Source organism: Enterobacter sp. Sphag1F, assembly GCF_014193275.1.
In the GTDB taxonomy this organism is placed as follows: Bacteria; Pseudomonadota; Gammaproteobacteria; order Enterobacterales; family Enterobacteriaceae; genus Pantoea; species Pantoea symbiotica.
Genome location: NZ_JACHZD010000007.1, coordinates 241,815 through 264,410 on the forward strand (window position 1 = coordinate 241,815; position 22,596 = coordinate 264,410).

Genomic DNA, 22,596 nt, shown 5'->3' on the forward strand with positions numbered 1-22,596 from the left:
ACTTCAATTTTCTGCGTAACCTGTTGGCTCTGCTCACTATCTGATTCTCTCCTATGGCGCGCTTCTCATTGCGACTGCAATGGACACTTCTGCTGATTGCTTCGTTAGTGCTGGGGATTATCCTCCAGCTGTTCCACCTTCCTGCGGCTCTGCTGCTTGGCCCGATGATCGTCGGCACCTTTATGGGCTTGTCCGGCGCGACCGTGCGCATCGATAAACGTTTCTTCGTGCTGGCACAAGCGGTGCTCGGCTGCATGATTGGCCAGACTTTATCGCCGGGCATTCTCACACCGCTGATACAGGATTGGCCGGTAGTGCTGGCCGTACTGGTGCTGACGTTAGCAGCCAGCGGCCTTTCTGGTTTTCTGCTGGTGCGCTTCAGTAATTTGCCCGGCCCAACTGGCGCATGGGGATCATCGCCCGGCGGTGCTTCGGCGATGGTGGCGATGGCCGGTGATTTTGGGGCGGATGTGCGGCTGGTGGCGTTTATGCAGTATCTGCGCGTGCTGTTTGTCGCCACCGCTGCGGCCGTGGTGGCGCGCATTGGCCTCGGCACCAACGGCGGTGCGGCTGAACTGGTGTGGTTTCCCGCGCTGCACAGCAGCTTTCTGCTGACATTGCTGGTGATGTTCGCCGGTGCGTGGCTCGGCCAGAAGCTGCGCATTCCTTCCGGTGCTTTGTTGCTACCGGCGCTGATCGGCGCGGTGCTGCACGGCACCGATGTGGCGACCTTGCAGGTACCGGAATGGTTGCTGGCGCTGGCTTATGCGTTGATAGGCTGGAGCGTGGGGTTGCGCTTCACCCGGCCGATTTTCAAGCTTGCGCTGCGAACGCTGCCGCAAATGTTGCTGTCGATTTTCGGCTTGATGCTGCTGTGCGGCGGATTAGCCTGGATGCTGACGCGCGTTTTGCACGTCGATCTGATGACTGCCTATCTGGCAACCAGCCCGGGCGGGCTGGATACCGTGGCGATTATTGCGGCCGGCACGCGGGTCGATATGGCATTTGTTATGGCGCTGCAGACGTTGCGTCTGTTCACCATTTTGCTCACCGGCCCGGCGCTGGCGCGTTTTATTTCACGCTACGCGCATGCGCGCCCGAGCTGAGAACGCGACCGCATCGATAATAAACACGGCGAGCGCCAGCCAGATGAAGCCGAAGGTCACCATTTTATCCGGCGTCAGGCTCTCGCCGTAGAACAGCACCGCCAGCAGGAACATCAGCGTCGGGCCCAGATACTGGAAGAAGCCGACGGTCGATAAGCGCAGACGCGCGCAGGCCGCCGCAAACAGCATCAGCGGAATGGTGGTGATAATGCCCGCTGCGACCAGCTTGAGATTGAGGCTCATGGCGTTGGCGCTGAGATGGCTGGTGGCGCTATCGGCAAAGCCAAACAGGTAAATCGCCGCCAGCGGAAACAGCCACAACGTCTCGATCAGCATGCCGCTCTGCGCATCGACCTGAATCTTCTTACGCACCAAACCGTACAACGCAAAACTCAACGCCAGACCAAGGCCAATAATCGGCAGCGATCCAAATTGCCACAGCTGCACCAGCACACCGGTGGTCGCCAGCAGCACCGCCAGCCACTGCAAGCGGCGGAAGCGTTCGCGCAGGAACAGCATGCCAAACACCACGTTAATCAGCGGGTTGATAAAGTAGCCGAGGCTGGCTTCCAGCATGTGCTGATTATTCACCGCCCAGATAAACAGCAGCCAGTTGCCGCCAATGGTCACGGCGGTCAGCGCCAGCAGCAGCACCTTTTTCGGCTGCGCCAGCACGCTGCGCACCTGCGCCCAGCTACGCGTCAAGGTGATCAGCAGCAGCATAAACAGCGCGGACCAAATCACGCGATGCGTCATAATTTCGGTGGCGGGCACCTCTTTGACCAGCTTGAAATAGGCAGGCGCGATACCCCAAATGAAGTAAGCGCCGAGCGCGTAGCCAATACCCTGGCGAGTTTGTTGCGAATCCATCAAGTCATTCCAAAAGTACTGATTAGCCAATCATATAGGTGGCGGTAGCAGTAGCGATGTAATCGCCTTGCTGGTTATGTAACTCCACGCGCGCCACGGCGACTTTGTTGCCGCCGCGCAGCAGGCTGCTGGTGGCGATAAAGCGCTCGCCGCGGCCTGGGCGCAGATAATCCACGCGCATATCAATGGTGCCCATACGGGACAGGCGCTGACGCAGCTCTTCCTCGGTAATGCTCTCCTGACGCGTCAGCGCATAGCTGACACACACCAGCCCGGCGGCGACATCCAGTACCGAGGCGATGACGCCGCCATGCAAAATCTGCTGCGCCGCGTTGCCGACCAGCATGGTTTTATTGGCGAAGCCGAGTTCGGCGTAATCTGCTTCCAGTCGATCCAGCTCTAATCCGAGCGCCTGATTGAAGGGCATGTGATAAACAAAAATTTCGCCAATCAGACGGCGCGCTTCCAGCTGTGTCAGCAACGGGGATGACATAATTCCTGCCTTAAAATGTTAACGAGTTGTGTATATTATGCCGCGTTCGAGCCGCTTTCCAGTTTCGGAAATCGGCGCTGATCAACCGCAGGTTTTGCGTGTAGAATGGCCTGCTTTTTGAACCGTCACTTGACGATTACGACACGCAGTTCTCTGGAGAATTCTATGCGTAAGCATTACGCCTTGCTGGCCGCGGCGCTGATCCTTCCTGGCCTGGCGCAGGCTGAAGAAGCCACGATAAAAGAGGTTCATGATGCACCGGCAGTGAAGGGCAGCATTATCGCTAACCTGCTGGAGAAACACGATAACCCGTTCGTGCTTTATCCTTACGAAAACAACTATCTGCTCTACACCTACACCACCGACATGAACAAAGAGGCGATCTCTTCGTACAACTGGGCAGACAAAGCTAAAAATGATGAAGTAAAATTCCAGCTCAGCCTGGCGTTTCCGCTGTGGCGCGGCATTTTAGGCGATAACTCGGTGCTGGCGGCGTCCTATACTCAGCGCTCGTGGTGGCAGCTCTCGAACCGTGGCGCGTCATCACCGTTCCGTGAAACCGATTATGAGCCACAGATTTTCCTCGGCTGGGCCACCGATTACACCTTCGCAGGCTGGACCTTACGCGATGTGGAAACCGGCTTAGTGCATCAGTCGAACGGCCGCAGCGAGCCGACTTCGCGCAGCTGGAACCGAGTTTACGCGCGTTTCATGGCGCAGAACGGCAATCTGCTCGCGGAGATCAAACCCTGGTATCGTCTGCCAGAAAGTGAAAGCAATGACGATAACCCGGACATCACCAAATACATGGGTTACTACCGCGCCAAGCTCGGCTACATGATGGGCGAGAACATTTTCAGCGTGGAAGGTAACTACAACTGGAACAGCGGCTTTGGCGGTGCAACCTTCGCCTGGAGCTACCCAATCTCTGAACACGTGCGCTTTTACACGCAGGTGTTCAGCGGTTATGGTGAATCATTGATCGACTATAACCATCGCCAGACGCGCTTCGGCGTGGGCGTGACGCTCAACGATCTGTTCTAACCCGCAACAAAGACAGGATTACCGTGGCAACATCGGCAGTGCTTAATCAGGAAATGCTGGCGCAGCAGGTATTACAAGATACCTTCGGCTACCAGCAGTTCCGCCCAGGTCAGCAAAACATCATCGAAACCGCCCTGTCAGGACGCGATTGTCTGGTGGTGATGCCGACCGGCGGCGGTAAATCGCTGTGCTATCAAATCCCGGCGCTGGTGCGCGAAGGGCTGACGCTGGTGGTTTCACCGCTGATTTCACTGATGAAAGATCAGGTCGATCAGCTGCTGGCGAACGGCGTGGCAGCAGCGTGCCTCAACTCGACGCAAACGCGCGAGCAGCAGCAGCAGGTGTTTGCGGACTGTCGTACTGGCAAACTCAAGCTGCTATATATCGCGCCTGAACGCCTGATGATGGACAACTTCCTCGACAGCCTGCACCAGTGGAATCCGGTGATGCTGGCGGTGGATGAAGCGCACTGTATTTCACAGTGGGGCCACGATTTCCGTCCGGAATATGGATCGATCGGCCAGCTGCGTCAGCACTTCCCTGATTTGCCGGTGATGGCGTTAACCGCCACCGCCGATGAAACCACGCGTAACGACATCGCCCATCTGCTGCAGATGGACGATCCGCTGATTCAAATCAGCAGTTTTGACCGCCCGAATATTCGCTACACGCTGGTGGAGAAATTCAAACCCACCGAGCAGTTACTGCGTTATGTGCAGGATCAGCGCGGCAAAAGCGGCATTATTTACTGTAACAGCCGCGCCAAAGTGGAAGACACCGCCGCACGTCTGCAGAGCCGTGGCTTGAGCGTTGGCGCTTATCACGCCGGTATCGATAGCGCGCAGCGTGCCAGCGTGCAGGAAGCCTTCCAGCGTGACGATCTGCAAATTGTGGTCGCCACCGTCGCATTCGGTATGGGCATCAACAAACCCAACGTGCGCTTTGTGGTGCATTTCGATATCCCGCGCAACATCGAATCCTATTATCAGGAAACTGGCCGCGCAGGGCGTGATGGCCTGCCTGCCGAAGCGATGATGCTTTACGATCCCGCCGACATGGCGTGGCTGCGTAAATGTCTGGAAGAGAAAGTGCCCGGCCCGTTGCAGGATATTGAACGCCACAAACTCAACGCGATGGGGGCATTTGCCGAAGCGCAAACCTGTCGTCGTCTGGTATTGCTGAACTATTTCGGCGAAGGTCGCCAGCAGCAGTGCGATAACTGCGATATCTGCCTCGATCCGCCACGTCGCTACGACGGCTTGCTCGAGGCGCAAAAGGCGCTGTCGAGCATCTATCGTACCGGCCAACGCTTTGGTATGGGCTATATTGTTGAGGTTTTGCGCGGAGCGAGTAATCAGCGTATTCGCGACAACGGCCACGACAAACTGCCGGTGTACGGCTTAGGCCGCGAGCACAGTCACGAACACTGGATCAGCGTGCTGCGTCAGCTGATTCACCTCGGCATGGTGACGCAAAACATCGCCATGCATTCGGCGCTACAACTGACCGAAGCGGCGCGCCCGGTGTTACGCGCGGAAGTTCCGCTGATGCTGGCGGTGCCGCGTATCGTGACGGTGAAGACGCGCGGCAGCAGTTCGCCGAAAGTACACAGCGGCAATTACGATCGCCAGCTGTTTGCCAAGCTGCGTAAGCTGCGCAAAGCGATTGCCGATGAAGAGAATATTCCGCCGTACGTGGTGTTTAACGATGCCACGCTGATTGAAATGGCAGAACAAATGCCGATTAGCGCGTCAGAAATGCTCAGCGTGAACGGCGTCGGTCATCGCAAACTGGAGCGTTTTGGTAAGCCGTTCCTGGTGATGATCAAAGAACATGTTGATGAAGGTTAAAGGAAAAAATTCATGCTGATGTTATTCGCCACCGTCGCGCTGGTGCATCTGGTTGCGCTGATGAGTCCCGGCCCGGACTTCTTCTTTGTGTCGCAAACGGCGGCAAGCCGCTCGCGCAAAGAGGCGATGATGGGCGTTCTGGGCATTACCTTGGGCATTGTGATTTGGGCCGGTGTGGCGCTGATGGGCCTGCATCTGATCCTTGAAAAAATGGCCTGGCTGCATGAAATCATTATGGTCGGCGGCGGACTGTATCTGCTGTGGATGGGCTGGCAGCTGATGCGTTCAGCGCGTCAACGTCACAAGCAGCCGCAATCGGAAGCGCCGGTGGTGGAGCTGCCGAAAAGAGGCATGAGCTTCCTGAAAGGTTTCCTGACTAACCTGTCGAACCCAAAAGCGATCATCTACTTCGGTAGCGTGTTCTCACTGTTTGTTGGCAACGACGTTGGCGCGATGGAGCGCTGGGGCTTGTTCCTGCTGATTATCGGTGAGACGTTCGCGTGGTTTACGCTGGTAGCGGCGATTTTCGCTATGCCGTGGATGCGTGATAAGTATCAGCGTATGGCTAAGTGGGTGGATGGTATGGCAGGCGTGTTATTTGCCGGATTCGGTATTCACCTGATTATTTCGCGCTAAGCCAGGTCGCCATTAATGGCGACCCTACGTAGGGTGGGCATTTATGCCCACCGGGTTGAATATCACGCCATTCTGCGTGCGCTGGCTAACAGCGCGCCAACCGCCATAAACAATCCACCAAAGGTGCGGTTCAGCAGCTTCATCTGCTTCGGCCCTTTAATCCAGCCAGCAATGCGCGTTGCCAGCGTGGCGTAACCAATCATCACGATGATATCGACCACAATGGTGGTAACGCCGAGCACCAGATATTGCATCAGCTGCGGCTGGTGCGGCTGAATAAACTGCGGGAACAGCGCGGCAAGAAACACGATGCTTTTCGGGTTGGTGAGGTTCACCAACACCGCACGCTTAAACAGGCGGCGACGCGGCATCGCTTTGGCAACGGCGTCGAGATCGATACCGCCCGCTGAGCGCCACTGTTGAATGCCCAGCCACACCAGATACGCTGCGCCAGCCCACTTCAGGACTTCAAACGCCAGAATCGATTGGGAAAACAGCGCACCCAAACCGGCGCCGACCAGCACAATATGAATGGCCAGGCCGAGCTGCAAGCCGGTAATCGATGCCACCGCGCCGCGATAACCGTGGCTGATGCCGGTGCTCATGGTGTTAATCGCGCCGGAACCGGGTGAAAGGCTGAGGATAGTTGTGGTCAGCAGGTACGTTAACCACCATTCAATGGTCATGTGTGACATTCCCTGAAGTTAGCGAAGTGTGACACAATACGACAGAAAATCGCCGCACGCTACGCAGCACAGGCGCGCGAATCACGTTTTTTTCAGGGGGACGGATGCAGCATCATAAACAGAGTTGGCTCGGACGTGAGCGAGGCTTTTCGGCCTTTGCTACCGGTCCGCTGCTCGACTTCTGGCGTCGCCGTGAAGAGTGTGAATTCACCGGCGTCGGCAACCTGAAGATTCGCTACGTCCGTTTCACCTCACCGCAACATCGTCGTGTCATTCTGGTCGTGCCTGGCCGCATTGAGAGCTACATCAAGTATCCCGAACTAGCTTACGACCTGTTCATGTGCGGCTATGATGTGGTGATTATCGACCATCGCGGTCAGGGACGTTCCGAACGTCTGCTGGAAGATTCGCATCGCGGCCATGTGGTGGATTTTGGTGACTACGTTGACGATCTTGAAACGCTGTATCTGAAAGAGATAGTCAGCAACCATTATCAGCAGCGCTACGTGCTGGCCCACTCGATGGGCGGCGCGATTTTAGCGCTGTTTCTGGCGCGTCAGCCGCAGGCGTTTCATGCAGCGGTGTTCTCCGCGCCGATGTTTGGCATTGTGCTGCCGCTGCCCGACTGGATGGCGCACCGCATTCTCGACTGGACCGAAAAACTGCCCGCGCTGCGTGAAGGCTACGCGCTGGGCACCGGCCGCTGGCGCGCCAATCCGTTTGGCATCAACCGGCTGACGCACAGCCGCGAACGCTATCGCCGTAATCTGCGTTTTTACGCCGACGATCCGGCGCTTCGCGTCGGTGGGCCCACTTATCACTGGGTGCGCGAAGGCGTGCAGGCCGGGCGTGACATCTTCAATCAGGTGGCGAACATCACCACGCCGACCTTGCTGCTGCAGGCCAGTGAAGATGATGTGGTGGATAACCGCTCACAAAATCTATTTTGTACGGCGATGGCCGAAGCAGGACATCCCTGCGCGGGCAACGCGCCGTATGTGATAAAAGGAGCGCGTCATGAGATCTTGTTTGAAACAGACGCGATGCGTGCCGAAGCGCTAAACGTGGTGGTCGATTTCTTCGAACACCACGCTTAATCAATTTTACTTTCCGATATCAACACCCGAGGTTTACATGTATCACATCGTCGCATCCGACCTGGATGGCACGCTGCTCTCTCCGGATCACCGCCTGACGCCGTTCGCTCGCACTACGCTGCAGGAACTGGTGGCGCGTGACATCCACTTTGTTTTTGCCACCGGCCGTCACTATATCGACGTCGGACAGATGCGCGATAAGATCGGCATTCCGGCTTATATGATCACGTCCAATGGTGCGCGCGTGCACAACGCCGAAGGTGAACTGGTGTTCAGCCACAACCTCGACGCCGACATCGCCAGCGATTTGTATGGCCTGCAATATCATGACGAGCACATCCTGACGCACGTTTATCGCGACGATGAGTGGTTCATGAGCCGTCATCGCCCAGACGAGCAGGACTATTTCCGCGAATCGGTATTTAACTATCAGGTTTACCAGCCGGGCATGCTGCCGACCGACGGCATCAGCAAAGTGTTCTTCACCTGCGAAGATCCGGAGCGTTTAGTTCCGATGGAGCAGGCGATTGAAGCGCGCTGGGGCGATCGCGTGAATGTCAGCTTCTCGCTGCCAACCTGCCTGGAAGTGATGGCGGGCGGCGTTTCCAAAGGTCACGCGCTGGAAGCGGTAGCGAAACAGCTCGGCCACTCGCTGAAAGAGTGCATCGCCTTCGGCGACGGCATGAATGATGTGGAGATGCTCAGCATGTCAGGTAAAGGCTGCATCATGCGTAATGCGCAGCAGCGCCTGAAAGATACCTTGCCGACGCTGGAAGTGATTGGCAGCAACGCGGATGACGCCGTACCGCACACGCTGCGTAAATTGTTCCTCGCGTAGTTTGCGATGTGGTCGCCATCAATGGCGACCCTACGTTCGGTCAGTATGTTCATGCGCACCGAAATGTTAAATGAAGTTATTTTAACCATATGTAAACCAGATAGTTCAGACCGATAACGACAGTTTGTTTACACTAGCGCCACTGTTCATTTTGGGATCGTCACTGTGCCGTTACTGATCGTTACCACCATTCTGTGGGCTTTTTCCTTCAGTTTAATCGGGGAATACCTCGCAGGTCAGGTGGATTCCTGGTTCTCTGTATTAATGCGTCTGGCGCTTGCCGCCATCGTCTTCCTGCCGTTCCTGCGCTGGCGCGGATATCGTGCTTCCACCATCTTGCTGTATATGCTGGTGGGCATGCTGCAGCTCGGCATCATGTATCTGCTGAGCTTTGAAGCTTATCTGTATCTCAGCGTGACCGAGTTCCTGCTGTTCACCGTGATGACGCCGCTGTATGTCACGCTGATCTACGATTTGCTCAGCCGACGTCCGCTGCGTATTGGCTATGCCTTCAGCGCGTTGCTGGCGGTAATCGGTGCGGCGATTATTCGTTACGACAAAGTCAGTGACCATTTCTGGTTCGGATTGCTGCTGGTGCAGGCGGCAAACATCTGCTTCGCCATCGGCATGGTGGGCTACAAACGTCTGCAGGAAACTCGCCCGATGCCGCAGCACACCGCGTTTTCTTGGTTCTATCTGGGCGCAGTGATCATCGCGGTAATCGCGTGGAGCTTGTGGGGTAATCCGAACAAACTGCCAACCACCTCGCTGCAGTGGGGCATTCTGGTGTGGCTGGGCGTGGCGGCTTCAGGCTTGGGCTACTTTATGTGGAACTACGGCGCAACGCAGGTGGATGCCGGTACGTTGGGCATTATGAATAACATGCATGTGCCAGCGGGCTTGCTGGTGAATCTGGCGATCTGGCAGGAGAAACCGCATTGGCCGAGTTTTATCGCCGGTGCCGCCGTGATTTTTGCCTCGCTTTATGTACATAAACGCTGGGTATTAGGTAAGAAAAGCAACGCATAGGCCTAAAGGGAAGGGATAGCGCGTCAGAGGGCAAAGTATCTGCGCGTTTATGTTCGGTGCGCATAAATGCGCACCCTACAAAATCATCGTCGTATGTCGTAGGAGCGCCATTTATGGCGACCGTTTTAACTCTTCTTAGCCGGCCCCGGACGATGAATCATCGTCAAACCTTTCAGGAAATTACGCAGAATCTGGTCACCGCATTCGCGGAAATTCTTATGGTCCGGATTGCGGAAAATCGCGCCAACCTCAGCCTGTGAAATCTTAAAGTTCGCTTTCAGCAGCACATCCGGGATATCGGTGGTCTTCAGCTCAAACGCGATACGCAATTTCTTCATGAAAATGTTGTTATTCATGCGGCGCTCAATCGAAGGCGCGGGCGCATCTTCACTCTTACCGCGACGGTAAAAAATCAGACCGTTGAGGAAATAGCCCATCAATACATCCGGCAGCTTGCGAAACGCGGCGTCGTCATCTTTCTTCATCCATGCCTGCACATCTTCCAGCGGCACTTCACTCCCCGCCAGGGCAAAAATCTCCACCACTTTGCTATCGCTCAAATCAAGCATATAGCGCACGCTGCGCAGAACATCGTTACTCATCATGGTGAAACTCTCTTGGTCGCGGGTTGAGGCGGCGCATTATAGAGCAGGCGGGACAGGGATAACAGCGCGGGCGACCTTCGCCGCCCAACAACATCAGGATGAGAGGGTTTGCAGTGAGCCCGGGCGCGCGGCATCGCGCACGAATGGCAGATGTTCACAGGCGTGCTGACGGGCAAACCGCACAAAGGCTTCCATTACTGGCTGGCGCTGCTCGCCTTCGCGTACGGCGGCATACAAGCGGCTCCACAGGCCATCGCCCAAGGTCTTCGTCACCACCAAACCTTGCTGCTCAAAATTCTCTACCACCCAATGCGGCAGCGCGGCGATGCCCATGCGCGCCGACACCATCTGAATCAGCAATAGCGTGTTATCCACGCTCTTCAAAGCCGGGCTGACGCCCGCAGGCTGCAGGAAATGGCGCCACACATCTAAACGCTGACGCTGCACCGGATAGATCATCAACACTTCATCGGCCATATCTTCCGGGGAAATATGCTCAAGCTGCGCCAATGGATGATCCGGTGCCATCACCAAACGCACTTCAAAATCGAACATCGGTGAATAGAACAATCCGCTGCGCGGCAGAATATCGGAGGTTAACACCACATCCAGCTCGCCCTGCTGCAATGCGGGTTGAGGATCAAAGGTCACGCCGGATTTGAAATCCATCACCACCTGCGGCCAGCTCTGGCGGAAATTATTCAGCGCGGGCGTCAGCCACTGAATACAGCTGTGACACTCAATGGCGATACGCAACGTGGCCTGATGCGGCTCATGACACGCCTGCAAAGCCTGCTGAATCTGCGGCAAAACCTGCTCGGCCAACTGCAGCAAAATCTCTCCCTGCGGCGTAAAACGCAGCGGCTGGCTTTTGCGCACAAACAGACGAAAGCCCAGCCGCTGTTCCAGATCGCTGAACTGGTGAGACAACGCCGATTGCGTCTGATGAAGCTGTGAGGCGGCGGCGGCTAACGAGCCGGTGTTCCGTAACGCCTGCAGCGTCCGCAGGTGTTTGAGTTCGATCATGAGAATCCTTCACATCGAGATTGAACAAATTGCGCTTGAGGAACATACAGTACCCGCAGATTATGGCGGTGTAAACATCTGGACGGCTAAACATCTCTGCACCCTACTCAGTTAAGAATATCTGGAGAACAGAAAATGACCATTCTGAACCACACTCTCGGTTTCCCTCGCGTTGGATTGCGTCGTGAATTGAAAAAAGCACAGGAAAGCTACTGGGCAGGTAAAAGCTCACAGGAAGAGCTGCTGGCGGTGGGGCGCGAACTGCGCGCTCGTCACTGGCAACAGCAGAAAGAGGCGGGCGTCGATCTGCTGCCGGTCGGCGATTTCGCCTGGTACGATCACGTGCTGACAACCAGCCTGCTGCTGGGCAACGTGCCTGCACGCCACCAGAACAAAGATGGATCCGTCGATCTCGACACGCTGTTTCGTCTTGGCCGTGGCCGCGCCCCAAGCGGTGCACCGGCGGCGGCGGCGGAAATGACTAAATGGTTCAACACCAACTATCACTACATGGTGCCGGAATTCACTCAAGGCCAGCAGTTCAAGCTGGCCTGGACTCAATTGCTGGATGAAGTCGACGAAGCGCTGGCGCTCGGCCACAAGATTAAACCGGTGCTACTCGGCCCGGTTACCTATCTGTGGCTGGGTAAAGTGAAAGGTGTGCCGTTCGATCGCCTGTCACTGCTTAAAGACATTCTGCCGGTTTACCAACAGGTGCTGGCGGAACTGAAAAAACGCGGCATTGAATGGGTACAAATCGACGAACCTGCACTGGCGCTGGAACTGCCGCAAGCGTGGCGCGATGCGTTCAAACCGGCTTACGACGCGCTGCAGGGTGAAAGCAAACTGCTGCTCACCACCTATTTCGACAGCATCGGTCAGAACCTCGACGTGATCAAGGCGCTGCCGGTGCAAGGCCTGCACGTTGACCTGGTGCACGGAAAAGACGATATCCAACAGCTTAATGAACAGATCCCGGCAGATTGGCTGCTTTCCGTCGGCGTGATCAACGGACGTAACGTGTGGCGCGCGGATCTCAGCAGCTGGTTTGCACGTCTGCAGCCGCTGGTGGGTCAGCGTCAACAATTGTGGATCGGATCATCTTGCTCGCTGCTGCACAGCCCAATCGATCTCAGTGTGGAAACGCGCCTTGATGAAGAGGTGAAAAGCTGGTTCGCCTTTGCCCTGCAGAAGTGCGCTGAGCTTGCACTACTGAGTCAGGCGCTGAACAACAACGATGCCGCTTCGCTGGTCGAATGGAGCGCACCGATTCGTGCGCGTGCCAATTCCACGCGCGTTCACAATGCCGCAGTCGGCGAGCGTTTGGCGAAAATCCAGGCTAAAGATGTTGAACGTACCAGCAACTACACTCAACGTGCCAAAGCGCAGCGTAACCGCTTCAACCTGCCAGCGTGGCCGACCACCACCATCGGTTCATTCCCGCAAACCACCGAAATTCGCGGCCTGCGTCTCGACTTCAAAAAAGGCAACATTGATGGCGGTAATTACCGCACTGGCATCGCCGAACACATCAAACAGGCGATTGTTGAGCAGGAACGTTTGGGTCTCGACGTGCTGGTGCACGGGGAAGCAGAGCGTAACGACATGGTGGAATACTTCGGCGAGAACCTCGACGGCTTTGTATTCACCCAAAATGGCTGGGTACAGAGCTACGGTTCACGCTGCGTTAAACCGCCGATCATCATCGGCGACGTAAGTCGTCCGCAAGCAATTACCGTTGAGTGGGCGAAGTACGCGCAGTCGCTGACCGACAAGCCGGTGAAAGGCATGCTGACCGGTCCGGTGACGATTCTCTGCTGGTCATTCCCGCGTGAAGATGTGAGTCGCGAAACCATCGCCAAACAGATTGCGCTGGCATTGCGTGACGAAGTGGAAGATCTGGAAAAAGCCGGTATCGGCATTATTCAGATTGATGAACCGGCACTGCGCGAAGGCCTGCCGCTGCATCAGTCCGATTGGGCCGCGTATCTGACCTGGGCAGTGGATGCATTCCGTCTCAATGCCGCCGTAGCGCAGGATGACACCCAGATTCACACCCACATGTGTTACTGCGAGTTCAATGACATTATGGATTCGATTGCCGCGCTGGATGCGGACGTCATCACCATCGAAACCTCACGTTCCGATATGGATTTGCTGGATACCTTTAAGGAATTCGACTATCCCAACGAAATCGGTCCGGGCGTGTATGACATTCACTCGCCGAACGTGCCGAGCGTGGAGTGGATGGAAGAGTTGCTGCGCAAAGCGGCGCAGAGCATTCCGGAAGCGCGTTTGTGGGTGAATCCGGATTGTGGCCTGAAAACCCGTGGTTGGACGGAAACCCGTCAGGCACTGGCGAATATGGTCAAAGCGGCGCAAAACCTGCGGGGTGAAACGGCTTAGAAGCTGTAAATGAGGTTGGGGCGCAAAGGCGCCCCTTTTATTACGCGTTTGGCGCTACGCCATACTGCGCGAACCACGCCAGCATGCGTTGCCAACCATCTTTGGCGGAATCAGCGTGATAACTGGCACGATAATCCGCGTTGAAAGCATGTCCGGCATCCGGATATACCACGATCTCTGCTTTGGCATTGGCGGCGTGCAGCGCCTGACGCATCTTATCAATGCTCTCCAGCGGGATGCTCTCATCCTGACCACCGTAAAGACCCAGCACCGGCGCATTTAAATCGACCGCAACATCAATCGGATGCTTCTGCTGCTTCAGCGTCTTCTCACCGTCTAAACGGCCATACCATGCCACCGCCGCGCGGACCTGCGGATTGTGCGCGGCAAACAGCCAGCTAATGCGTCCGCCCCAGCAGAAACCGGTAATCGCCAGACGACGGATATCACCATCGTGGCGCGTGGCCCAGTTGGCCACATGATCGAGATCGGACAACACCTGCGAATCTGGAACTTTGCTCACCAACTCTTTGAACAGCGTGGGAATGTCGTTGTAATCGTTGGGATCGCCTTCACGGAAATAGAGTTCGGGAGCGATCGCCAGATAACCTTCCAGCGCCAGACGGCGGCAGACATCACGGATATGCTCGTGCACGCCGAAAATCTCCTGCACCACCAACACCACCGGTAAGGTGCCTTGATACTCTTTTGGTCGGGCATAATAGGCGGGCAGATTTTCCCCCTGGCTCGGAACCGAGGTCTCGCCAGCATGAATTGCGTCGCTGGTGGTAATAATGGTGCTGCTTGCGGTGGGCTGAACGGCGGGTGCAAAGCCGCCGGGTGCCGTTTTTTGTGCCATATTGTCTTCGGTTTTCATTGTTCTCTCCGTGCTAGCAAATGCGCAATCACGTAACTATAGCCTGGCGAAGTGAAGCAAGGCTGGCGTAAGGTGCAGAGGGATTTTTTCACGTGTGCTGCTTCTCTATTAACATTGCCACCAACACTTACACAGCACCGCTTGTAGCAATTCAGAATTGCACAACGTTAATGTGTGATGTAAATCACATAATGTTTTTCTGATAATGTAAGTTTCATTGTTGATGGTGAATTGAGTCACATATTTATGCCGTCTGCTCACGTAGAGTGGCGCGCACATCCCCAATTATCAGGAGTCTGTTATGGCCCAGTCTGACGTTTTCCACCTTGGCATCACCAAAGCTGATTTGAAAGGAGCCACGTTGGCCATCGTGCCTGGCGATCCTGAGCGCGTGAAGAAAATCGCCGCGCTGATGGACAATCCACAGCATCTGGCTTCACACCGTGAATTCACCACCTATCTGGCCGAAGTGGATGGCAAACCGGTTGTGGTGTGCTCCACCGGTATCGGCGGACCTTCAACTTCGATTGCGGTTGAAGAGCTGGCACAACTCGGCGTGCGCACCTTCCTGCGCGTTGGCACCACTGGCGCTATCCAGCCGCATATTAATGTGGGCGATGTTCTGGTCACCACCGCATCGGTGCGCCTCGACGGCGCCAGCCTGCATTTTGCGCCGATGGAATTCCCGGCCGTGGCTGATTTCACCTGTACCACCGCGCTGGTGGCAGCCGCAGAAGCGTGCGGCGCGAAAACCCACATTGGTATTACCGCCTCATCTGATACCTTCTATCCAGGCCAGGAACGCTACGACACCTTCTCGGGTCGCGTGGTGAATCGCTTCCAGGGTTCAATGGAAGAGTGGCAGCAAATGGGCGTCCTTAACTATGAGATGGAATCCGCTACACTGTTAACCATGTGCGCCAGTCAGGGACTGCGTGCCGGCATGGTGGCGGGTGTTATCGTGAACCGTACGCAAAAAGAGATCCCGGATGCCGCGACCATGAAACAGACCGAAAGTGATGCGGTGAAAATTGTGGTTGAAGCCGCGCGTCGCTTAATTTAGTGCGCCAGTCAGGGATGAATTCGAGACCAGGCTTATAAGGATTCCAGCTATTTCCTGATTAGAATGCGCGCAATTTCAGCAGCTACTGAGAAATTTCTTATGCGCAAAATGGTTTCTGTCTCACGTCCCAATTTCATGAATAATCCCGCTACTGCACAATCACGCGTTGAAGGTGCAGCAGCGAGATTTCGCCAGGCGATGGCGGCGAATAACTATCCTCTTGCGCGTCAGTGCTGTGAAGAAGTGCTGCGCGTGTTGCCCAATCATATGCAGGTGCTGAGCGACTACGCGTTAACCCTGATGCGTGTGGGCGAGCACAAAAAATCCTATAAAATTTACCAGAAGATCTATCAGGCTCCGGCCGCGCAGCGCGCGCAGGCGTCGGAAACCTGGCTGGATGGATTAACCGAAGTGTGTGGCTGGCTTAATAAAGAGGATGAGGTGGCGCGTTACGGCCTCGAATCACTGCAGAATTCCGATGTGACTTTCAGTAAAGGGGCGAAAATACCATTCCCTTCTGACGCGCCGCCGCCGATTAACCGCAGTAATCCAGCAGAGAATATCATCTCCTTTAGCCTGTATGGCGGCCAGCCACGCTACTGCGAAACCTTGATTAAAAACATCGAAGTGGCGCGTGAGTTCTACCCTGACTGGATCTGCCGCATCTATCTTGACGACAGCGTGCCGCAGCACGTCTGGCAGCGCCTGAAGCAGCCAAACACTCAGCTGGTGGATATGTCGCATGAGAAAACTATCTTCCCAACGCTGTGGCGTTTCCTGGTGATGGACGATGCCAGCGTCAAACGCTATATCGTGCGTGACGCGGATTCCTTGCTGTCCGAGCGCGAAGTGGTGGCGGTAGAAGCATGGCTGAATTCGCCTTATTGGTTCCATCATATGCGTGATTACTTCTCGCATACTGAGTTGCTGCTGGCAGGCATGTGGGGCGGCTGCCACGGCGTGTTCCACAATGTTGAACAGCAGATGCGTGATTTTATCGCCCAGTATGCCGGTAGCGAGCGCTTCACCGATCAGTACTTCCTCAAAGTGGCGCTGTGGCCAACGGTGCGCGAAAGCATATTGAATCATGACGATATTTTCCGCTTCCACCACGCACAACCATGGCCGGCACATCAGCCAATTCGCTGGCAAACCGACAGTTTCCACGTCGGCAGCAACGCCGGTTTTGCCAGCATGGCGGGCCCAGTTGAAAATGCTGATAACGGTTGGCAGCAGGTTGAGATCACCTACGACGGAAAAAGCTGGACCTATCCGGCCAAAATCCAGGGTGAAACCGAATGGGTGTTGCCGATGCCATTCTTCCTGATTGATGCGTGGAAAGCGGGCGATCTAACCGTGAAAGCCCTATAAGTAGTAAACGTTTTCCCTAAATGCGGCTTGAAGTGTGAAGGGAAAAAAATCTGGACATTCATACAGTACGCCTCTACCTTTTCCCTCAGCGAGACGATCCGCGGGGGGATTATGGATCAGCAACTTATCATTAGCGGCGCGCTGGCGCTGACCGGTTTGGGCATTGGCTGGATCATCGCCCAACTGCGCGGCGGCCATCAGCACGCCAGCTTCACCACCGAGCGTCGCCTGTTGGAAGAGGCGCAGCAGCGGCAACAGCAGCAGCTCGAACAGTTACAGCAGCAAATCCAGCAACGCGAACAGGAGATGCGCCAGCTACACGGCGCGCTCAGCGGTGCGCAGGAACGTTTGCAGCAGCTTGACTACTGGCGCGGCGAAAGTGAACAGCTCAGTCGTGAGCTGCGTAATCAGCTGGAAGTAAACAGCGCACAGGAAGCCGAACTGCGTGAAGTGACCATTCGTCTTGAAGAGACACGCTACGGTGCAGAAGAGAAGCAGCGACTGCTGACCAACAGCGAACAGCGTCTCAGCGCGCAGTTTGAAAATCTCGCCAACCGCATCTTTGAAAACAGCGGGCGGCGCGTCGATGAACAGAACCGTCAAAGTCTGAATAGCCTGATTGGCCCACTGCGTGAACAGCTGGATGGTTTCCGCCGTCAAGTGACTGATAGCTTTGGCGTGGAAGCGCGCGAGCGTCACACGCTGACTCACGAAATTCGCCAGTTGCAGCAACTCAACGCGCAGATGGCGCAGGAAGCGGTCAATCTTACTAAGGCGCTGAAAGGCGACAACAAAATTCAGGGCAACTGGGGCGAAGTGGTGTTGGCCCGCGTGCTGGAAGCCTCTGGCTTGCGTGAAGGCTACGAATACCAAACGCAGGTAAGCGTGCAGCTGGAACAGCAGGGCAGGATGCAACCGGATGTGATCGTCCGTTTGCCGCAGGGCAAAGATGTGGTGATTGACGCCAAAATGACGCTGGTTGCCTACGAGCGCTACTTCAACGCCGACGATGAAGCCACGCGTGAGCAGGCGATTCAGGAGCACGTTAACGCCATGCGCGGCCACATCCGCCTGCTGAGCCGTAAAGATTACCAACAATTGCCCGGTTTACGCTCTCTGGATTATGTGTTGATGTTTATCCCGGTGGAACCGGCGTTTCTGTTGGCGATTGATCGTCAGCCCGAGCTAATCAGCGAAGCGTTACAGCAGAACATTATGCTGGTCAGTCCCACCACGTTGCTGGTGGCGCTGCGCACTATCAACAATCTCTGGCGTTATGAACACCAAAGCCGCAACGCACAGCGCATCGCCGACCGGGCAACGCGGCTGTACGACAAAATGCGGCTGTTTGTCGATGACATGAGCGGTATCGGCCACAATCTCGACAAAGCGCAGCAAAGTTATCATCAGGCGATGAAAAAGCTGTCTGAAGGGCGCGGCAACCTGATCGCGCAAAGTGAAGCTTTTCGAACGCTTGGCGTGGAGATCAAACGTCCAATTAATCCGCAACTGGTTGAACAAGCGCAGCCGGAAGAGGCGGATGAAGATTGGGCAGACGATCGCACCGAGGATGAAAACGTTGCAGAACCAACAACAGACTCGCTGCGCCGCATCAATGAATAGCACGGTGGTCGCGTGCTCGTGTAGCGCGACTCTGATACACTTCGGCAAGAATTGTTTGTGGAACAGGTAAAACCGATGGCAGATGAATCACAGCAGGAAACTACCCATTTTGGCTTCCAGACCGTCGCGAAAAGCGAAAAGGCCGATAAAGTCGCGGACGTGTTTCACTCCGTCGCGGCAAAATATGACCTGATGAACGATTTGATGTCGTTTGGCATCCATCGTGTCTGGAAGCGTTTTACCATTGACAGCAGCGGCGTGCGCCGCGGTCAGCGCGTGTTGGATCTGGCGGGTGGTACCGGCGATCTGACGGCAAAATTCTCACGTCTGGTGGGCGAAACCGGCCAGGTTGTGCTGGCAGACATCAATAGCTCGATGCTGAAGATGGGCCGCGAAAAGCTGCGTAATCTCGGCGTGTCGGGCAATGTTAGCTATGTGCAGGCGAACGCCGAAGCGCTGCCGTTCCCGGATAACTACTTCGATTGCATCACCATCTCCTTCGGCTTGCGTAACGTGACCGAAAAAGAGAAAGCGCTGGCATCGATGTTCCGCGTGCTGAAGCCGGGTGGACGTTTGCTGGTGCTGGAGTTCTCGAAGCCGCTGCTGGAGCCGCTCAGCAAAGCTTACGATACCTATTCATTCCATATTCTGCCGCGTATTGGTCAGCTGGTGGCGCAAGATGCTGAAAGCTATCGCTATCTGGCGGAGTCGATTCGTATGCATCCCGATCAGGAAACCCTGAAAGCGATGATGAACGATGCGGGCTTTGAAAATACCACCTACTTCAACATGACTGGCGGTATTGTCGCGCTGCATCGCGGATTTAAATTCTAATCCATCATGACTTTAACTCCTCTCATCACCGGCGGTCTTGAGACCGCCCTGAACCGTGTTCTCTATCGCGATCGCAGCCTGAAAGCCGCACGCCAGCGTTTGGCGGGCAAGGTATTGATGCTGCGTCTGCAAGAGCTCGATTTTCCTTTGGTGCTGGTGTTTAGCGAATCCCAACTCGATGTGCTGAGTGATTGGCAAGACAACAGCGACTGCACGGTGAGCTTGCGTGTCAGTACCTTGCCGAAACTGCGCGACCGCCAGCAGCTCACCAGCTTGATTCGTAGCGGTGAACTGAAGGTGGACGGCGATTTGCAGGTGGTACAGCAATTCTCCGCGCTGATGGATCTCGCCGAGCTGGATCCGGCGGAATATCTCGCGCCGTGGATTGGCGATATCGCCGCGCAAGGCGTAAGTCAGGCCGCGCAGCAGGCGCTGAAATTCGTGCAGCAGCAGTTCACCCGCCGCCAGGATTATCTTGGTCAGGTGCTGACGGAAGAGTGGCGCGTTGCGCCGGGCGCACTGGAGCTGGCATGGTTTTGCGAGGAAGTGGAAGCGATGGAACGTTCGCTCAATGCGTTTGAAACGCGTTTAGCACAGCTGGAGGCGAAATGACGCTGGGAGAAATTCGGCGCTTATACTTCATCATCAAGATCTTTCTGACTTACGGCCTTGATGAACTGATTCCCCGCATGCGCTTCACGCTGCTTTTACGCTTGTGGCGCCGCTGCATTTTCTGGATCCCCAATAAACATCAAGACGCCAGCGCTGGCGTGCGTATCCGTTTAGCGATGGAGCAACTGGGTCCGGTGTGGATCAAATTCGGTCAAATGCTCTCCACGCGCCGCGATCTGTTCCCACCGGCGATTGCCGATGAGCTGGCGGTGCTGCAAGACCGCGTTGCGCCGTTTGATGGCGTCAAAGCCAAAGAACAGATTGAAAAGTCGATTGGCGGCCCGGTGGAAACCTGGTTTGAAGACTTCGATATCAAACCGCTGGCGTCGGCATCTATCGCGCAGGTGCATACCGCCACGCTGAAATCCAATGGCCGCGCGGTAGTGATAAAAGTGATTCGTCCCGACATCCTGCCGGTGATCAGAGCCGATATGCGACTGATTTACCGTCTGGCGCGTTGGGTACCGCGTTTGCTGCCAGATGGACGTCGTCTGCGTCCGGTGGAAGTGGTGCGTGATTACGAAAAGACCTTAATTGATGAGCTGAATCTGCTGCGTGAAGCGGCGAACGCCATCCAGCTGCGTCGTAACTTTGACCAGAGCCGCATGCTGTATGTGCCGGAAGTGTTCTCGGATTATTGCAGCGAATCGATGATGGTAATGGAGCGCATTTACGGCATTCCTATCTCGGATATCGCCACGCTGGAGCAGCATGGCGTCAATATGAAACTGCTGGCCGAGCGTGGTGTGCAGGTGTTCTTCACTCAGGTGTTCCGCGACAGCTTCTTCCATGCCGATATGCATCCCGGCAACATCTTCGTCAGTTACGATCATCCGGAAGATCCGCAATACATCGGCATCGACTGCGGTATCGTCGGTTCGCTGAACAAAGAAGATAAGCGCTATCTGGCTGAGAACTTTATTGCTTTCTTCAACCGCGATTACCGCAAAGTGGCTGAGCTGCATGTGGATTCGGGCTGGGTGCCGCCGGACACCAACGTCGAAGACTTTGAGTTTGCCATTCGTACCGTGTGTGAGCCGATTTTCGAAAAGCCGCTGGCTGAGATTTCGTTTGGTCACGTGCTGCTGAACCTGTTCAACACCGCGCGTCGCTTTAATATGGAAGTGCAGCCGCAGCTGGTGCTGCTGCAGAAGACGCTGCTGTATATCGAAGGGATTGGTCGTCAGCTCTATCCGCAGCTCGACCTGTGGAAAACCGCCAAGCCGTTCCTCGAAGATTGGATCAAAGATCAGATTGGTATCCCGGCGATTATGCGGGCGGTGAAAGAGAAAGCGCCGTACTGGGCGGAAAAACTGCCGGAGTTGCCGGAGCTATTTTACGACAGCATGCGCCAGCACAAATTATTGAAGCACAGCGTCGATAAACTCGTCACCGATTTAAACGTACAGCGAACACGTAATCATCAGGCGCGCTATCTGTTTGGTGTAGGCGCTACACTGTTATTAAGTGGCACCGCCGTGCTGTTAAGTCGACCGGATTGGGATTTCTTCCCGGCGCTATTAATGGCCGCTGGCATCGTCACCTGGCTTATTGGCTGGCGCAAGACAAACTGATTGTCTGCCTGGTACAAATCGCGTAATGTCGCAAGCTAAAGCCCGAAATCATACGGGCTTTCTGTGCGTTACAGTCAACAGTTTTTCACAGAATATTAGAGGCATATCTCATGGGCGGTATCAGTATTTGGCAATTGTTAATCATTGCCGTCATTGTTGTTCTTCTGTTCGGTACCAACAAGCTTCGCAACCTGGGTTCGGATTTAGGATCTTCCATTCGCGGCTTCAAAAAAGCCATGGGCGATGAAGACGATAAAAAGGATCAACCGAAAGAGCAGGACGCTGACTTCAACGCCAAAACTCTGGCAGACAAACAGCAAACCACGGCGACTAAAGACGACGCCCGGAACGACAAGCAGGTATAACTGTGTTCGACATTGGTTTTAGTGAACTGGTATTGGTGTTCGTGATCGGGCTGATTGTGCTTGGCCCGCAACGATTACCGGTTGCGGTGAAAACCGTCGTCGGCTGGATCAGAGCCATTCGCTCGCTGGCCGCGAATGTACAAAACGAACTGGCGCAAGAGCTGAAACTGCAGGAACTGCAGGACAGCCTGAAAAAGGTGGAAGAAGCGGGCCGTGGCACGCTGTCACCCGAGCTGAAAGAGTCGATGGAAGAACTGCGTAAAACCGCCGACTCGATGAAGCGTTCGGTGCAGCAGAGTATCGATGTCGAAAAAGAGGAAGATGAAGCCAACACCATTCATCAGACTCAGCCAGCAGCAGCGCAGCCCGCCACTTCACCTGCGGTCACGCCTGCTGCAGCGGAACATCAAACCAGTGCACCCGCACAGGCTCCGCAGCCAGACAACGTCGCTTCAGAAGCAGAAACCCATCCCGTCGCCAGTGCTCCTGAAAGCACCGCGAAGATTTCTCTCGTAAAAGATGAACGATAAA

22 protein-coding genes are annotated in these 22,596 nt (G+C 55.4%); 16 read left to right on the forward strand and 6 right to left on the reverse strand.

Going from position 1 to position 22,596, the window contains the following annotated elements:
- Nucleotides 1–53: 53 nt before the first annotated feature.
- Complete coding sequence (locus tag FHW71_RS20740; protein WP_179452821.1) at nucleotides 54–1,106, forward strand: AbrB family transcriptional regulator; 1,053 nt, start codon at nucleotides 54–56, stop codon at nucleotides 1,104–1,106.
- Here FHW71_RS20740 and rarD read toward each other — a convergent pair.
- Nucleotides 1,077–1,976 (reverse strand): EamA family transporter RarD, encoded by a 900-nt coding sequence (gene rarD / locus FHW71_RS20745; RefSeq protein ID WP_061719373.1) that lies wholly within the window; start codon nucleotides 1,974–1,976, stop codon nucleotides 1,077–1,079. The two genes, FHW71_RS20740 and rarD, sit on opposite strands and share 30 nt — an antisense overlap.
- Before the next feature lie 22 nt (nucleotides 1,977–1,998).
- Nucleotides 1,999–2,469: a thioesterase family protein gene (locus FHW71_RS20750; RefSeq protein ID WP_179452820.1), complete on the reverse strand. Its 471-nt coding sequence runs from the start codon at nucleotides 2,467–2,469 to the stop codon at nucleotides 1,999–2,001.
- A 165-nt stretch (nucleotides 2,470–2,634) separates the two neighbouring features.
- On the opposite strand from FHW71_RS20750, the gene pldA reads away from it, so the two are divergent.
- Genes pldA through rhtC form a run of 3 tightly spaced genes read left to right on the forward strand, consistent with a single transcriptional unit; the run spans nucleotide 2,635 to nucleotide 5,999 of the window.
- Nucleotides 2,635–3,513 carry a phospholipase A gene (gene pldA / locus FHW71_RS20755; RefSeq protein ID WP_008105781.1) on the forward strand — a complete coding sequence of 293 codons (879 nt, stop codon included), beginning with the start codon at nucleotides 2,635–2,637 and terminating at the stop codon, nucleotides 3,511–3,513.
- Between the two features lie 23 nt (nucleotides 3,514–3,536).
- Nucleotides 3,537–5,363 (forward strand): ATP-dependent DNA helicase RecQ, encoded by a 1,827-nt coding sequence (gene recQ / locus FHW71_RS20760; protein ID WP_061719374.1) that lies wholly within the window; start codon nucleotides 3,537–3,539, stop codon nucleotides 5,361–5,363.
- A gap of 12 nt (nucleotides 5,364–5,375) precedes the next feature.
- Nucleotides 5,376–5,999 (forward strand): threonine export protein RhtC, encoded by a 624-nt coding sequence (gene rhtC, locus FHW71_RS20765; protein ID WP_008105783.1) that lies wholly within the window; start codon nucleotides 5,376–5,378, stop codon nucleotides 5,997–5,999.
- Nucleotides 6,000–6,061: 62 nt separating this feature from the next.
- Here rhtC and rhtB read toward each other — a convergent pair whose 3' ends face one another.
- Entirely contained in the window at nucleotides 6,062–6,685 is a 624-nt protein-coding gene (gene rhtB / locus FHW71_RS20770) for a homoserine/homoserine lactone efflux protein (protein ID WP_008105784.1), read from the reverse strand.
- Nucleotides 6,686–6,789: 104 nt separating this feature from the next.
- Here rhtB and pldB point away from each other — a divergent pair, with 104 nt between their 5' ends.
- The 3 genes from pldB (at nucleotide 6,790) to FHW71_RS20785 (ending at nucleotide 9,649) form a co-directional block, all read left to right on the forward strand.
- Complete coding sequence (pldB, locus tag FHW71_RS20775; protein WP_179452819.1) at nucleotides 6,790–7,782, forward strand: lysophospholipase L2; 993 nt, start codon at nucleotides 6,790–6,792, stop codon at nucleotides 7,780–7,782.
- 37 nt (nucleotides 7,783–7,819) lie between these two features.
- Nucleotides 7,820–8,620, forward strand: a complete 801-nt coding sequence (yigL, locus tag FHW71_RS20780; RefSeq protein WP_179452818.1) for a sugar/pyridoxal phosphate phosphatase YigL — start codon at nucleotides 7,820–7,822, stop codon at nucleotides 8,618–8,620.
- A gap of 165 nt (nucleotides 8,621–8,785) precedes the next feature.
- The gene (locus tag FHW71_RS20785) at nucleotides 8,786–9,649 is read left to right on the forward strand and encodes a carboxylate/amino acid/amine transporter (protein ID WP_008105787.1); all 864 of its coding nucleotides are present in this window, start codon (nucleotides 8,786–8,788) and stop codon (nucleotides 9,647–9,649) included.
- Nucleotides 9,650–9,774: 125 nt separating this feature from the next.
- Here FHW71_RS20785 and FHW71_RS20790 read toward each other — a convergent pair whose 3' ends face one another.
- Both FHW71_RS20790 and metR read right to left on the reverse strand, forming a co-directional pair.
- The gene (locus FHW71_RS20790) at nucleotides 9,775–10,254 is read right to left on the reverse strand and encodes a DUF1456 family protein (protein WP_179452817.1); all 480 of its coding nucleotides are present in this window, start codon (nucleotides 10,252–10,254) and stop codon (nucleotides 9,775–9,777) included.
- Nucleotides 10,255–10,347: 93 nt separating this feature from the next.
- Nucleotides 10,348–11,280, reverse strand: coding sequence for an HTH-type transcriptional regulator MetR (metR, locus tag FHW71_RS20795; RefSeq protein ID WP_008105792.1), 933 nt, complete (start codon nucleotides 11,278–11,280; stop codon nucleotides 10,348–10,350).
- Nucleotides 11,281–11,415: 135 nt separating this feature from the next.
- On the opposite strand from metR, the gene metE reads away from it, so the two are divergent.
- Nucleotides 11,416–13,686 (forward strand): 5-methyltetrahydropteroyltriglutamate--homocysteine S-methyltransferase, encoded by a 2,271-nt coding sequence (gene metE / locus FHW71_RS20800; RefSeq protein WP_179452816.1) that lies wholly within the window; start codon nucleotides 11,416–11,418, stop codon nucleotides 13,684–13,686.
- A gap of 40 nt (nucleotides 13,687–13,726) precedes the next feature.
- Here the strand turns inward: metE and FHW71_RS20805 are convergent, their stop codons facing one another.
- Complete coding sequence (locus FHW71_RS20805; RefSeq protein ID WP_008105796.1) at nucleotides 13,727–14,563, reverse strand: dienelactone hydrolase family protein; 837 nt, start codon at nucleotides 14,561–14,563, stop codon at nucleotides 13,727–13,729.
- 301 nt (nucleotides 14,564–14,864) lie between these two features.
- On the opposite strand from FHW71_RS20805, the gene udp reads away from it, so the two are divergent.
- From udp to tatB, 8 genes are all read left to right on the forward strand, one after another.
- The gene (gene udp, locus FHW71_RS20810) at nucleotides 14,865–15,626 is read left to right on the forward strand and encodes a uridine phosphorylase (RefSeq protein ID WP_008105797.1); all 762 of its coding nucleotides are present in this window, start codon (nucleotides 14,865–14,867) and stop codon (nucleotides 15,624–15,626) included.
- Between the two features lie 99 nt (nucleotides 15,627–15,725).
- Nucleotides 15,726–16,997 carry a tetratricopeptide repeat protein gene (locus FHW71_RS20815; protein ID WP_179452815.1) on the forward strand — a complete coding sequence of 424 codons (1,272 nt, stop codon included), beginning with the start codon at nucleotides 15,726–15,728 and terminating at the stop codon, nucleotides 16,995–16,997.
- A gap of 111 nt (nucleotides 16,998–17,108) precedes the next feature.
- The gene (gene rmuC, locus FHW71_RS20820; protein WP_179452814.1) at nucleotides 17,109–18,620 is read left to right on the forward strand and encodes a DNA recombination protein RmuC; all 1,512 of its coding nucleotides are present in this window, start codon (nucleotides 17,109–17,111) and stop codon (nucleotides 18,618–18,620) included.
- A 75-nt stretch (nucleotides 18,621–18,695) separates the two neighbouring features.
- Nucleotides 18,696–19,454, forward strand: coding sequence for a bifunctional demethylmenaquinone methyltransferase/2-methoxy-6-polyprenyl-1,4-benzoquinol methylase UbiE (gene ubiE, locus FHW71_RS20825; RefSeq protein WP_008105805.1), 759 nt, complete (start codon nucleotides 18,696–18,698; stop codon nucleotides 19,452–19,454).
- Nucleotides 19,455–19,460: 6 nt separating this feature from the next.
- Nucleotides 19,461–20,066, forward strand: coding sequence for an SCP2 domain-containing protein (locus tag FHW71_RS20830; protein WP_179452813.1), 606 nt, complete (start codon nucleotides 19,461–19,463; stop codon nucleotides 20,064–20,066).
- Nucleotides 20,063–21,700, forward strand: a complete 1,638-nt coding sequence (ubiB, locus tag FHW71_RS20835; RefSeq protein ID WP_179452812.1) for a ubiquinone biosynthesis regulatory protein kinase UbiB — start codon at nucleotides 20,063–20,065, stop codon at nucleotides 21,698–21,700. Before FHW71_RS20830 ends, ubiB begins: the two co-directional genes overlap by 4 nt.
- A 110-nt stretch (nucleotides 21,701–21,810) precedes the next feature.
- Nucleotides 21,811–22,065 (forward strand): Sec-independent protein translocase subunit TatA, encoded by a 255-nt coding sequence (gene tatA, locus FHW71_RS20840; protein ID WP_008105810.1) that lies wholly within the window; start codon nucleotides 21,811–21,813, stop codon nucleotides 22,063–22,065.
- A 2-nt stretch (nucleotides 22,066–22,067) separates the two neighbouring features.
- Nucleotides 22,068–22,595, forward strand: coding sequence for a Sec-independent protein translocase protein TatB (gene tatB / locus FHW71_RS20845; RefSeq protein WP_061719384.1), 528 nt, complete (start codon nucleotides 22,068–22,070; stop codon nucleotides 22,593–22,595).
- The last annotated feature ends 1 nt before the right edge of the window (nucleotide 22,596 follow it).